The sequence below is a fragment of the Raineya sp. genome, assembly GCF_053497555.1.
Window position 1 is genome coordinate 15,491 of record NZ_JBRCWE010000069.1, and the last position, 11,751, is coordinate 27,241.

At 37.8% G+C, this 11,751-nt stretch carries 15 protein-coding genes; 3 read left to right on the forward strand and 12 right to left on the reverse strand.

What is annotated here, in order from left to right:
• The first annotated feature begins 57 nt into the window (after nucleotides 1-57).
• Both folK and bioA read left to right on the forward strand, forming a co-directional pair.
• Nucleotides 58-552, forward strand: coding sequence for a 2-amino-4-hydroxy-6-hydroxymethyldihydropteridine diphosphokinase (gene folK, locus ACWITO_RS09215; RefSeq protein WP_448529703.1), 495 nt, complete (start codon nucleotides 58-60; stop codon nucleotides 550-552).
• The gene (gene bioA / locus ACWITO_RS09220; RefSeq protein ID WP_448529704.1) at nucleotides 549-1,880 is read left to right on the forward strand and encodes an adenosylmethionine--8-amino-7-oxononanoate transaminase; all 1,332 of its coding nucleotides are present in this window, start codon (nucleotides 549-551) and stop codon (nucleotides 1,878-1,880) included. Before folK ends, bioA begins: the two co-directional genes overlap by 4 nt.
• 12 nt (nucleotides 1,881-1,892) lie before the next feature.
• Here bioA and ACWITO_RS09225 read toward each other — a convergent pair whose 3' ends face one another.
• Genes ACWITO_RS09225 through ACWITO_RS09275 form a run of 11 tightly spaced genes read right to left on the reverse strand, consistent with a single transcriptional unit; the run spans nucleotide 1,893 to nucleotide 9,993 of the window.
• A complete protein-coding gene (locus ACWITO_RS09225) occupies nucleotides 1,893-3,020 on the reverse strand; it encodes a DegT/DnrJ/EryC1/StrS family aminotransferase (RefSeq protein WP_448529705.1) in 1,128 nt (375 codons plus the stop codon).
• A complete protein-coding gene (locus ACWITO_RS09230; RefSeq protein ID WP_448529706.1) occupies nucleotides 3,017-3,973 on the reverse strand; it encodes an NAD-dependent epimerase/dehydratase family protein in 957 nt (318 codons plus the stop codon). Before ACWITO_RS09230 ends, ACWITO_RS09225 begins: the two co-directional genes overlap by 4 nt.
• A gap of 24 nt (nucleotides 3,974-3,997) precedes the next feature.
• Nucleotides 3,998-4,912 carry a glycosyltransferase gene (locus tag ACWITO_RS09235; RefSeq protein WP_448529707.1) on the reverse strand — a complete coding sequence of 305 codons (915 nt, stop codon included), beginning with the start codon at nucleotides 4,910-4,912 and terminating at the stop codon, nucleotides 3,998-4,000.
• Nucleotides 4,912-5,535, reverse strand: a complete 624-nt coding sequence (locus ACWITO_RS09240) for a NeuD/PglB/VioB family sugar acetyltransferase (protein WP_448529708.1) — start codon at nucleotides 5,533-5,535, stop codon at nucleotides 4,912-4,914. The genes ACWITO_RS09235 and ACWITO_RS09240 overlap by 1 nt, the downstream gene beginning before the upstream one ends.
• Nucleotides 5,532-6,200: a Uma2 family endonuclease gene (locus ACWITO_RS09245; protein ID WP_448529709.1), complete on the reverse strand. Its 669-nt coding sequence runs from the start codon at nucleotides 6,198-6,200 to the stop codon at nucleotides 5,532-5,534. The genes ACWITO_RS09240 and ACWITO_RS09245 overlap by 4 nt, the downstream gene beginning before the upstream one ends.
• A gap of 6 nt (nucleotides 6,201-6,206) precedes the next feature.
• On the reverse strand, nucleotides 6,207-6,764 hold the full coding sequence (locus ACWITO_RS09250; protein ID WP_448529710.1) for a Uma2 family endonuclease: 558 nt from the start codon (nucleotides 6,762-6,764) through the stop codon (nucleotides 6,207-6,209).
• Between the two features lie 3 nt (nucleotides 6,765-6,767).
• A complete protein-coding gene (locus ACWITO_RS09255) occupies nucleotides 6,768-7,325 on the reverse strand; it encodes a Uma2 family endonuclease (protein ID WP_448529711.1) in 558 nt (185 codons plus the stop codon).
• Nucleotides 7,326-7,344: 19 nt separating this feature from the next.
• Complete coding sequence (locus ACWITO_RS09260; protein WP_448529712.1) at nucleotides 7,345-8,454, reverse strand: DegT/DnrJ/EryC1/StrS family aminotransferase; 1,110 nt, start codon at nucleotides 8,452-8,454, stop codon at nucleotides 7,345-7,347.
• A gap of 22 nt (nucleotides 8,455-8,476) precedes the next feature.
• Nucleotides 8,477-8,971 carry an acyltransferase gene (locus ACWITO_RS09265; RefSeq protein WP_448529713.1) on the reverse strand — a complete coding sequence of 165 codons (495 nt, stop codon included), beginning with the start codon at nucleotides 8,969-8,971 and terminating at the stop codon, nucleotides 8,477-8,479.
• A 6-nt stretch (nucleotides 8,972-8,977) separates the two neighbouring features.
• Nucleotides 8,978-9,589, reverse strand: coding sequence for a Gfo/Idh/MocA family protein (locus tag ACWITO_RS09270; RefSeq protein ID WP_448529714.1), 612 nt, complete (start codon nucleotides 9,587-9,589; stop codon nucleotides 8,978-8,980).
• Nucleotides 9,590-9,630: 41 nt separating this feature from the next.
• On the reverse strand, nucleotides 9,631-9,993 hold the full coding sequence (locus tag ACWITO_RS09275) for a Gfo/Idh/MocA family protein (RefSeq protein WP_448529715.1): 363 nt from the start codon (nucleotides 9,991-9,993) through the stop codon (nucleotides 9,631-9,633).
• Between the two features lie 61 nt (nucleotides 9,994-10,054).
• Between ACWITO_RS09275 and ACWITO_RS09280 the strand changes: the two genes are divergently transcribed.
• Nucleotides 10,055-11,269, forward strand: a complete 1,215-nt coding sequence (locus ACWITO_RS09280) for a pyridoxal phosphate-dependent aminotransferase (RefSeq protein WP_448529716.1) — start codon at nucleotides 10,055-10,057, stop codon at nucleotides 11,267-11,269.
• On the opposite strand, the gene ybeY is transcribed toward ACWITO_RS09280, so the two are convergent.
• Nucleotides 11,252-11,677 carry an rRNA maturation RNase YbeY gene (gene ybeY / locus ACWITO_RS09285; protein ID WP_448529717.1) on the reverse strand — a complete coding sequence of 142 codons (426 nt, stop codon included), beginning with the start codon at nucleotides 11,675-11,677 and terminating at the stop codon, nucleotides 11,252-11,254. The genes ACWITO_RS09280 and ybeY overlap by 18 nt on opposite strands.
• Between the last annotated feature and the right edge of the window lie 74 nt (nucleotides 11,678-11,751).

The following is an 11,751-nucleotide window of genomic DNA, read 5'->3' on the forward strand; positions in this document are numbered from 1 at the left end:
ACTTATTTTTATATTCATTCTGCAAATATTTGTATTTTTGGCGAAAAAAACAAAGTAATGCGAGTTTTTATTCTTTTGGGAAGCAATGAAGGCAATAGACTATTTTTCTTGAAAGAGGCGATACAGAGATTGGAAAATTTGGGAACGATTGTCCAAGTTTCTTCTATTTACGAAACCGAACCTTGGGGAAATTTGGAGCAGGCTAATTTTTTGAATTGTGTGCTTGAAATGCAAACGACGCTTTCTGCCGAAAATTTACTTAGGGAAATTTTAAGTATTGAAAAATCTTTGGGCAGAGAGCGAAAAACAAAGTGGCAGGCTCGCACCATTGATATTGATATTTTGTATTTTGGTAACGAGATTATTCAAACGGAGCATCTGCAAGTACCTCACCCTTTTTTACACCAAAGACGTTTTACCCTGATGCCACTTGTAGAAATAGCTTCCGATTTTCTGCACCCTATTTTTCAAAAAACCAACCAAGAGCTACTGAATAAATGTGATGATACGCTTTCGGTATGGCTTTACAAATTTGAAAAAACAGAACAATGAACAAGAATATTTCTGAAATATTACGCAAAGACGAGCAGTATGTTTGGCATCCTTTCACGCCTCTTGTAGGAAGTGAAGCCCCTTTGCCTATTGTAAAAGCGGAAGGGGCGTATCTTTATACGGAAGAAGGACAAAAAATTTTAGATGCTATTGCCTCTTGGTGGGTAAATCTGCACGGACATAGCCACCCACATATCGCACAAGCCATTTTTACGCAGGCTCAAAAACTGGAACACGTAATTTTTGCAGGTTTTACACACGAACCTGCCACTACGCTGGCAGAACGCCTGTTTTCTATATTGCCTTCCAACCAAAATAAAATTTTCTTTTCGGATAATGGAAGCACAGCTTGTGAGGTAGCTATCAAAATGGCTTTGCAATATTGGTACAATTTGGGTAAGACACAGCGAACTGAAATTATTGCCTTGCAAGGAGCTTATCACGGCGATACTTTCGGTGGAATGTCTGTTGCTGAACGAAATTTATTTAATAAACCATTTTTAGAAAAACTATTTGAAGTACATTTTTTGCCTTTTCCTGCTTGTTATGAGGTGGCTTGTTGTGCAGGGAAACGAAATAATGCTCAATGCTTTTCGGCAAAGGTTACCATTCAAAAAATGCAAGAACTTGCCGAAACAGGCAAGATAGCGGCATTTATTTATGAGCCTTTGGTGCAAGGAGCCGCAGGTATGCGTATGTACAGCCCCGAAATTTTAGATGAACTATTGAATATAGCCCATAAATACGACATTCTTTGTATTGCCGATGAAGTGATGACAGGCTTTGGACGAACAGGTAAGCTATTTGCTTCTGAATACTGCACTCAAAAGCCCGATATAATGTGTTTATCCAAAGGCATTACAGGGGGTACAATGCCTTTGGGGGTAACTACTTGTACCGAAAAAGTAATTTCTGCCTTTCGTTCTGCCGAAAAGTCTAAAACATTCTACCACGGACACTCCTACACTGCCAATCCACTGGCTTGTGCGGCGGCAAATGCAAGTTTAGATTTGCTTCTGCAAAAGGAAACTTTACTAAAAATTCATCAAATTACGGAAATGCACATAGCTTTTGAGGCTCAAATTCGCTCACAAAAGCGTGTTGCCAAAGTACAAACTTTGGGTACTATCCTTGCCCTTGAACTCAAAAGCAAAGAGGAAACAAGCTATTTCAACAATATGGCAAAAGACATTTACAAACATTTTTTGGCAAAAAATATCCTACTGCGTCCTTTGGGGAACGTTTTGTACGTAATGCCTCCTTACTGCATTGAAAAAAATGAATTAGAATGGGTTTATAGAGAAATAAGCAGTTTTTTAGAAAGCTAAACCAAGCAAGTTTTACTTGCCCAAAAACTTCCGAAAATGCTCAATAACGTAGCTAACTTCCTCTTGGGGCATAGGCACGTATAGCGGTAGAATGATGCTTCTATCGCACAAATCCTCGGAAATAGGCAACTTTACATCAGAGTAACCTTTGTAAGCTGTTTCGCGGTGCGAAGTCATTACCCCCGAACGTGTAGCAATGCCTACGTCAAGTAATTTTTGCATTAAATCATCTCTATTGATAGGGCAATTTTCTTTCAAATACACCGAATAAGATTGGTAATTAGAAAAATAGCCTTCTCTTTCATAAGGCAGACGCAGGCAGTCTATATCCTTGAAAGCATCGTGGTACTGAAAAGCGATTTTGCGGCGTTCCGAAACAATCCAATCCAATTTCTCTAATTGCTTAATGCCCACAGCCGCTTGAATTTCGGTCATTCGGTAGTTGTAGCCTACTTCCAAATGGTCAGTAATGAGGACTTTGCTACTTTCGTGCCGCACTCTATCATTGATAGCCATTCCGTGTTGGCGAAGCAATTTGAGGCGTTGGGCGTAATCTTCTCGTGAAGTGGTTATCATACCGCCATCACCTGTGGTAATCACTTTGCGTGGGTGAAAAGAAAAACACACCAAATCGCTATGCGAGCCAATTTTTTTACCTTGATAGCTACTGCCTGCGGCACAAGCGGCATCTTCTATTAAAATAAGATTTTTTTCTTTACAAAGAGCCTGAAAAGCCGCTATATCGGCGGGCATACCAATTTGATGAACTATTAAGATGGCTTTAGTTTTGGGGGTGATTTTGCGTTTTACGTCTTCAATATCCAAATTATATTCGGTATTTACTTCTGCAAAAACGGCTTTTGCCCCCACATACCGAATACAATTTGCCGTAGCGATATACGAAAGCGAAGGACAAATTACTTCATCATCTGCCTGTACGCCTGCTACAATCATTGCCAAGTGCAAAGCGGTAGTACAATTGGAAACCGCAACGGCATATTTAGCACCTGTATATGTGGCAAATTTTTCTTCAAATTCGGCTATTTTGGGTCCTTGCGTTACCCAGCCTGTCAGGATAGTATCGTAAGCGTATTGAGCCTCTTGGCTGTCAAGGTAGGGTTTGGCTACGGGGATTTTCATTGGTTTTGAGATTTTTGTTTAGCAAAATACCATTCTGATAATTTTTTTAGCCCTTCTTCCAAGGTTACAGTTGGCTTAAATTGAAGCATTTTTTCTGCTTTACTGATGTCGGCTAAACGTCTTGAAACAGGATTGATAGTATTTTCAGGCATAAATTTGGGTTCTAAATTGGAATTATTTACTTTCAGAAGTAATTCTAAAAGTTCTTTTAAGCTTGTTTCTCTTTGCGAGCCTATATTGAAAGATTCATCTGTAACTTCTGAAAACAAAGCCGCTACATTAGCCCTGGCTACATCTTGAACATAAACAAAATCCATTGAAGTAGAACCATCTCCAAAAATCAGCGGCTGACGACCATCTCTAATACAATCTAACCACTTTATCATTACTTCGGTATATTTTCCGTCAGTATCCATTCTCGGACCATACACATTGAAATATCGCAGAGCAACATAATCTAATCCATACATAAACTTGTAGCTACGGAAAAGTTGCTCGCCCCATAACTTGGCACCACCATAAAAAGTTTGATTATTGTAAGGATTATCCGTTTCGGGGGTGGGAAAATGTTGAGCTAAACCATACACTGAAGCCGAAGACGAATAAATAACCTTTTTTACCTTATATTTTACACAAAGTTGAGCCAGATGAAAAGTGGATTTTAACATTACATCAAAACCATCTTGGGGATTGGCGGCACAAGCATTGATACGTAAAGCCGCCATATGAAATACATAATCCACTTTGGAAACTAAATTTTCTAGAAGTTGCTCATTTCTAATATCTCCTTTTACGAATTCTACAACAGGGTTTTGAAGAAAATTTTTCATATTTTCATCACTACCCCTAATGAAATTGTCAATGATAATAATTTTGGAAGGTTTGTGTAGTAAAAGTTCTTCTACTACATAAGAACCAATAAATCCTGCTCCGCCGGTTACTAAGATGTTCATATAGATAGTTTTTTGTATAAGAGTTTAATTTTCAATGATTTCATCAATGATAAAAACAGGTCTTTTGCGTGAGGCATCTAAGGTACGCCACAAATATTCTGCAATAATACCCAAAGAAATATTTGTTACACCAAAACCTATCATCAGAATAGAGGCTAAGGCAGTCCAGCCTTCTTTGATGTCATTAAGAATAAGTTTGCGTGCAATAAGATACAGGGCAAACAAAGTTCCTACAATAAAAAGCGAAATTCCTACCACACTCACTAAGCGAATAGGAAAAAAAGAAAAAGCAACAAAGCTATCAATCATCAATTTGATTTTTTTTGCCAAAGTCCATTTAGATTTTCCTGCTTTGCGAGGTTGTTTTTGATAAGTGATAGAACTTTGCGGGAAGCCCAATGTAAGTATTTGCAAAAAAATAGAAGAATTAGCCTCTATGTTTTCGTTGAGTAATTTTTGTACTTTTTGGCTAAACATCACAATATCAAAACCATTTTCAGGGAAATTTTTTACGGCAAATTTTTTCATTAGTTTGGCATAAAACCCTGAAAACCAACCTTGTTTTTCATTTCGGTAAGCCCAAATAATTTCTTTTTGTTTTTCAGTAATTTCTTGATGCAGTTTTACAACAAGCTCCAGCGGGTCTTGCAAATCGGCATACATAAAAGTAATGTATTTACCTTGTGCGTGCAAAATACCTGCCCGCAAAGCGGCGTGAGAGCCAAAATTTTTAGAAAGTTTGATAATTTTACAGGTATAAAATTCATGTTTTTGTTGTTGCAATAGTTCTAAAGAATTATCCGTAGAGCCATCATCAATAAAAATCACTTCAAAATTTAATTCCTTATTTTTTTTGCAAAATTCTCCCAAAGATTGCACTAAAAAAGGAATATTAGCTGACTCGTTGAGGAAGGGAATAAGGATAGTTATTTGTACCATTATTGTATTTCTCTTGCAGGATTACCTACTATTTTTTTGTTTTCTCCCACGGACTTAACCACATTTGTACCCATTCCGATAAGGGTATTTGAACCAACGGAAATATTATTGATAATATTTGAACCGCTACCTATGTAGCAGTTTTTACCAATTTTCGTAAAGCCCGCCACTACTATATTTGAGCCAATGCAGGTGTTATCTCCTATCTCCGTATCGTGGTGGATAACGCTATTGGGCAGAATAATTACATTATCACCAATTTTGGCATTGTGCGTAATTACTACACCTGCCATAATGAGGCAGTTTGTGCCAATACTTGCAAATTTAGAAATTGTAGCCGAAGGGTGAATAATACTTGCAAATCTTTCTTTGGGTATGCCTAAACCTGCAATAATTTCGCCTCTTTTTCTAAAATTGTAGGGGCTACCTATACACGCCAGCACTTTGGCGTTAGGAAATCGCTCAAAAGCAGTTCTATCAAAAACCTCCATATCGCAATATTTTGTACCAATCTTGTTGGTATCATCATCAACAAAGCCTATCACTTTGTATTTACTTTCATCAATGCAATTCAATGCTTCAACACTATTGCCCCCCAAAGGAAAAATGAGTAAAGGTATCATTGTTTCTGTTCAAAATTTACATTTTCGTACACCTGCCTCAAAGGTAATTCTACTGCAAAGTAAGTGAGTTCTACAACCTCCTCCAAACCTTCATAAATCCGTTCTTCCCAAATTTTTTCAGCTTTGCGAGTATAAACAATGGCTTTGGGTTCATCTTGCCAAACTATCAAGTAAGTTTGCAAGCTGGGTAATGCCTGGTATTCTAAAAGTTTTTCGCCTAAATCTATGTGTTTTGTGCTTTTGGAAAGCACCTCTACAAGCATTACAGGATTAGTAACTTGATGATATTTGTTGCGTTTTTGCTCTTTCCAATTTACAATTACTAAATCAGGCTCTCTAAATCCGTCCTCTAAATTATCTTTTGCAATAGCTGTTTTTTGAGGGTAAATTGCAAAGCCTTTTTCTTTAAGCATAGAAGCTAACAAAATCATAAGATTTGCCAGCAGATCATCGTGTTTTTGTGTAGGCATAGTTTGGAAAAAAGGTAGTTTTTCGGCACAGAAATCATCAGAAAGGATAAAATCAATGATGTTTTCCTCAACGGGTTTTCCTGCAAATTTATCCCAAATTAAGCCATCAGAAAACTCAAAACCGCCTGCTTCGCCCAGTCGTTCATAAAACTTCAAAAAATCTTCAAAAGTGTAGGTTTTTATTTCGGTTAGCATAAAACTTTAAATTTGGGTGGTAAAAATATCCTTCAAATCCACTTCAAAGCCTTGCAAGAGTTTAGATTGTACTTTTCCTTGCTCAGCTACAAATTGGTGCAAAATGTACTTGCTATTTTGCAAGGTGAAAATTTCAATGACTTTATTAGCAGGTTCTACAATCCAGTATTCTTTTACGCCAAATTGCTCGTATAGCTCTTTTTTCTCGTTATTGTCGCGATAATAGGTAGAGGGCGAAATAATTTCTACGAGCAAATCAGGCACACCCTCAAAGCCTCTTTTAGAAAGATATTTCAGGTTTTCATTAGCAATAAAAACAATATCAGGCTGAACGACATTATTTTCGTCTAAAATAACATCAAAAGGAGCTACTGCTACTTGTCCTTTTTGATTTTTCTTCACAAATAAGTGTAATTCAACACTCAAATCTCTTGAAATAAATTGGTGTTCGGTATTGGGAGCGGGCGGCATAAATAGTTCATTAGCAATGATTTCGCAGCGAGTTTCTGCGGGAAATTCGTTGAGTAAATCTTGATAAGTATATGTTTTGAGCAGAGTTTCCATAGCTTACATATTTTGAGGGAAAATATCCTTCAAATCTACTTCAAAACCTTGTAAGAGTTTGGATTGTATTTTTCCTTGCTCGGCTACAAATTGGTGCAAAATATATTTGCCATTTTGCAAAGTGAAAATTTCAATGACTTTGTTAGCAGGTTCTACAATCCAGTATTCCTTTACACCAAATTGCTCATATAAATCTTTTTTTTCTACGCTATCGCGATAAAATGTAGAGGGCGAAATAATTTCTACGAGCAAATCAGGCATGCCCTCAAAGCCTCTTTTGGTAAGATATTTCAGGTTTTCGTTAGCAATAAAAACAATATCAGGCTGAACAACATTATTTTCGTCCAAAATAACATCAAAAGGGGCATCAAAAACTTTTCCCATTCGTTTTTCTTTACAAAAAACTCTGAAAATAAACTCTAATTCCCCAGATATTTCTTGGTGTTCGGTATTGGGAGCAGGCGGCATAAATAGTTCGTTAGCAATGATTTCACAGCGAGTTTCAGGTGGAAATTCGCTGAGCAAATCTTGATAAGTATATGTTTTGAGCAAAGTTTCCATAGCCCGAATTTACAAAATTTTAGTAAGTATTCAAAACTTCAATGATATAACTTACTTCCTCATCAGTGAGTTCAGCAAACATGGGTAAAGTAAGGCAATGTTCTGCCAAATATTCGGCATTGGGGCAGTCGCCTTTTTGATAGCCCAAATAAGCATAAGCCTGTTGTAAATGACAAGGTACAGGGTAGTGCAAACCGGGAAAAATACCTTTGCTATTGAGATATTTCATCAAATCGTCTCGTTTTTCGGTAGTGATTACAAATAAATGATACACCGAGTCGGCAAAATCGGGTTGATGTTGCATTTGGATAGCCGAATGTTTGATTTCTGTTTGGTAGCGTTTGGCAATTTCTTTACGGCGATTGTTCCAAGTGTCTAAATATTGCAGTTTTACACTCAAACTGACTGCCTCCAAGCCTCCCATACGCATATTGTAGCCGATTTCATCGTGGTAGTACCGCACTACCGAGCCGTGATTGCGTAAGCTCTGAATGTGCTTGTAATATTTTTCGTTATTGGTTGTAATGCCTCCTGCTTCGCCATAAGCTCCTAAATTTTTGCCCGGATAGAAGCTAAAACAAGCCATTTCGCCGAAACCACCCACACGCTTACCTTTGTAATAGGCTCCGTGAGCTTGTGCGGCATCTTCTATAAGGAACAGGTTATGCTTTTGGCAAATAGCTTTTACGGCATCTACATCAAAGGGCTGTCCGTAAAGATGAACACCCGCAATCGCTTTGGTTTTTGGGGTGATTTTTTCTTCAATTTTAGAGGCATCAATTTCCCAAGTATCGGCGGTGCAATCTACAAAAACAGGTGTTGCTCCGCAATAGCTTACTCCCCAAGCCGTAGCAATAAATGTATTGGCAGGCACAATCACCTCATCGCCTTGCCCAATACCCAAAGCCAGCATAGCCAAATGCAGAGCAGAAGTACCATTATTGATGCCCAAAGCGTATTTCGTATGGCAATATTCGGCAAATTTTTGCTCAAATTCTTCTACATATTTGCCTCCAGAAAAGGCTGTATTTTCACAAACTTCCTCAAAACGAGCCAAAACTTCGGCTTTGATGCTCTGGTACTGACGTTTGAGGTCAAGAAAAGGGATTTTGTAAGTGGTTTCAGTCATAATTGTCAAATTCTTTACTTTTCTAAACTTCGATAAATTTGATTATCTTAGCAGGATTGCCCACTACTACGGCATTTTCGGGAACATCTTTGGTTACTACTGCTCCTGCACCTACTACGGCATTTTTACCAATTTTTATTCCACCTAAAATAGTTGCACCTGTGCCAATACTGGCTCGGTCTTCTACAATTGTTTCAACCAATTTCCAATCGGCTTCGGTTTGTAAAGAACCATCTGCATTTACAGCACGCGGTAGCATATCGTTGATAAAACTAACGTTATGCCCTACAAAAACACCGTCACCAATTTTTACTCCTTCGCAAATAAAAGTATGGGAAGAGATTTTACAATTTTTGCCAATGACTGCTCCTTTCTGAATTTCTACAAAAGAGCCTATTTTTGAGCCATCGCCAATGGTACAGCCATATAAATTTACAAATTTGAAAATTTTTACATTTTCACCCACTTGAACGTTGCTGATTGACTGACGCTCGTTTTCAATATTGAGGATTTGCATAATTCTTTATAAAGTTACTTCTTCACCTTTATTTTTAATAGACTTCTGCGAAGCCTCTAAAATTTGCACAACCAAAGCCCCTGTTTCGGCGGTGGCTCGTGGTTTTTTATTCTGCAAAATGGCGTCAATAAAATCAGATGCCATTGCAAAAAGTGCCTCCGTACCCTCTAATTTAGGTACGTAAATATCGCCTACGCGATAATCTACCAAAATTTTGGTTTTATCTTCTTCGGTTTTTAGCTCGTAACCTGTGTCATACACTTTAATTTTTTCGGTAGCTTCCAAGTCGTTCCAAACAATCATTTTTTTATCGCCCCCTACAAGCATCTGCCTGACTTTTACAGGCGAACTCCAAGAGCAATTGAAATGAGCAATTTTATTGGAAGCATAATGTAAAGTGAGGTAAGCAATATTTTCAATATCGTTTTTAGTGTGCGAAATACCCACCGCTTGCACTGCCACAGGTTTTTCGTTCATCAAGTAATAACATACAGAAATATCGTGAGAGGCTAAGTCCCATAAAACATTTATATCCTGCTGGAATAGACCTAAATTGATACGAGTGGAGTCTATGTAATTTATCTTTCCGATGATGCCATTATCTATTAAATTTTTCATTTTTTCAACGGCACTTGTATAAAGAAAGATATGGTCAACCATTAGAACAAGTTTTTTTTTTCAGCAATCTCTATGAGTTCTTGGGCTTGGGCATAGGTAGAAGTCATTGGCTTTTCTACCAAAACGTGCTTTCCTGCTTCCAAACACTTTTTAGCAAGCTCGTAATGCGTAAAAACAGGCGTAGCAATGGCTACTGCATCAATTTTGGATAAAAATTCATCAAACGAAGTAGTAGTTTCTACGGTGGGGTAGAGTTTGGGGATACTTTCTAACTTTTGCTTGTCAAAATCTAAAACGATTTTAAGCGAAGCTTTTTTTTGGGCATAGAAATTTCTTACCAAATTTTTGCCCCAATAGCCATAGCCAATAATACCGATATTCATCATAACTTTGAGAAAAATCAATCATTCAAATTTGGTAGCAAGATAAAGTTTTTTGTAATTTTGTCAAAAAAATGTATTTTCAATGACAACACCAACTACCTCTACGGCTATCCTTTCGCAAAGAGTTGTAGAATTGCACGAATCGCAAACTTTGGAAATGGCAGCCAAAGCTCGCAGTCTGAAAGCACAAGGCTATGATGTTATCAATCTTACTTTGGGTGAGCCCGATTTCAACACCCCCGAACACATCAAAGAAGCCGCCAAGAAAGCCATAGATGAAAACTTTTCTTTTTACACTCCTGTGCCTGCTATTTTAGAACTCCGAGAAGCCATTGCAGATAAACTCCGCCGTGAAAATCTTTTAGATGTAAAAGCTGAAAATATTGTAGTTTCTACGGGAGCTAAGCAGTCGCTTATCAATACCATTTTAGCACTTATCAATCCCGGTGATGAGGTAATTGTTTTTGCTCCATACTGGGTGAGCTATATTCCAATGATACAACTTGCACAAGGCAAGGCAGTGATTGTGGAAGGTAAAATTGAAAATGGCTTCAAAGTTATTCCCCAAGACTTACAAAATGCTATTACACCCAAAACCAAAGCGGTTATTTATTCTTCACCCTCCAACCCCACTGGCACGGTATATTCCAAAGAAGAACTTAAAGCCTTTGCAGATATTCTTGCTCCTTATGAAAATATTTTCATTATAGCTGATGAAATCTACGAATATATTACTTTTGAGGGTAACTATTGGAGTATAGGTGCTTTTGAAAGTGTAAAAAACCGAACTATTACGGTGAATGGCTTTTCCAAGAGTTTTGCAATGACAGGCTGGCGAGTAGGCTACATTGCCGCTCCCAAATCCATTGCCGATGCGTGTATCAAGATTCAAGGGCAATTTACTTCAGCTACTTGCTCTATTGCTCAAAAAGCCGCTCTTGCCGCCATTACAGGCGACCTTTCTGCCACACAAACAATGAAAAATGCTTATCTACGTCGTAGAGATTTGGTGTTGGATTTACTCAAAGATACACCTACTATCAAAACGTATGTTCCACAAGGGGCGTTTTATCTTTTCCCTGATGTAAGCTATTATTTTGGAAAATCTGATGGCAAAACCACTATTGGCAATGCTTACGATTTGTGTATGTATTTGCTCAATGAGGCTTACGTGGCACTCGTAGATGGCGAAGGATTTGGAGCCAAAAATTGTATTCGTATTTCTTTTGCCGCCGCAGATGAAAAACTCATAGAAGGCATTAAACGTATTAAAGAGGCTTTAAGTCGTTTGCAGTAGAGCTAAAGCCTCGTTTTCTTTACTTCGCATTTGGGCGGCTTCGGCATCAGTTTTATCCCGATAGCCGAGCAGATGTAAAACTCCGTGAATCATCACTCGGTGCAGTTCTTGCTCAAAACTTACTTGTAGGTTTTGAGCATTTTCTTGTACTCTTTCCACGCTAATAAATATATCGCCTTCTATAATGTTTTGTTTTTCGGAGTTATCAAAGGTAATAATATCGGTGTAGTCGTCGTGTTGGAGATAGGCTACGTTGATTTTGTGTAAATATTCATCATTGCAAAAAATAAAGTTCAGTTCGCCGAGTTTGTACTTTTCTTGTAAAATCACCGCTTTCACCCAGCGTTTTACTTTCAAAACATCAGCAAGTTTGAATGAGATGATTTCTGTAAAAAAGTGTATTGCCATAAAAAGAGTATTTTGCCAAGGTTTGGCAATTTGAGCATAAAATTTTAGCCAAACAAAAAAGCCCCAAAATTTTT

Excerpts from the sequence above, each read along its gene's own strand:
- folK (WP_448529703.1), top strand. The coding sequence starts at position 58 with ATGCGAGTTTTTATTCTTTTGGGAAGCAATGAAGGCAATAGACTATTT.
- bioA (WP_448529704.1), top strand. The coding sequence starts at position 549 with ATGAACAAGAATATTTCTGAAATATTACGCAAAGACGAGCAGTATGTT.
- ACWITO_RS09225 (WP_448529705.1), bottom strand. The coding sequence starts at position 3,020 with ATGAAAATCCCCGTAGCCAAACCCTACCTTGACAGCCAAGAGGCTCAA.
- ACWITO_RS09230 (WP_448529706.1), bottom strand. The coding sequence starts at position 3,973 with ATGAACATCTTAGTAACCGGCGGAGCAGGATTTATTGGTTCTTATGTA.
- ACWITO_RS09235 (WP_448529707.1), bottom strand. The coding sequence starts at position 4,912 with ATGGTACAAATAACTATCCTTATTCCCTTCCTCAACGAGTCAGCTAAT.
- ACWITO_RS09240 (WP_448529708.1), bottom strand. The coding sequence starts at position 5,535 with ATGATACCTTTACTCATTTTTCCTTTGGGGGGCAATAGTGTTGAAGCA.
- ACWITO_RS09245 (WP_448529709.1), bottom strand. The coding sequence starts at position 6,200 with ATGCTAACCGAAATAAAAACCTACACTTTTGAAGATTTTTTGAAGTTT.
- ACWITO_RS09250 (WP_448529710.1), bottom strand. The coding sequence starts at position 6,764 with ATGGAAACTCTGCTCAAAACATATACTTATCAAGATTTACTCAACGAA.
- ACWITO_RS09255 (WP_448529711.1), bottom strand. The coding sequence starts at position 7,325 with ATGGAAACTTTGCTCAAAACATATACTTATCAAGATTTGCTCAGCGAA.
- ACWITO_RS09260 (WP_448529712.1), bottom strand. The coding sequence starts at position 8,454 with ATGACTGAAACCACTTACAAAATCCCTTTTCTTGACCTCAAACGTCAG.
- ACWITO_RS09265 (WP_448529713.1), bottom strand. The coding sequence starts at position 8,971 with ATGCAAATCCTCAATATTGAAAACGAGCGTCAGTCAATCAGCAACGTT.
- ACWITO_RS09270 (WP_448529714.1), bottom strand. The coding sequence starts at position 9,589 with ATGAAAAATTTAATAGATAATGGCATCATCGGAAAGATAAATTACATA.
- ACWITO_RS09280 (WP_448529716.1), top strand. The coding sequence starts at position 10,055 with ATGACAACACCAACTACCTCTACGGCTATCCTTTCGCAAAGAGTTGTA.
- ybeY (WP_448529717.1), bottom strand. The coding sequence starts at position 11,677 with ATGGCAATACACTTTTTTACAGAAATCATCTCATTCAAACTTGCTGAT.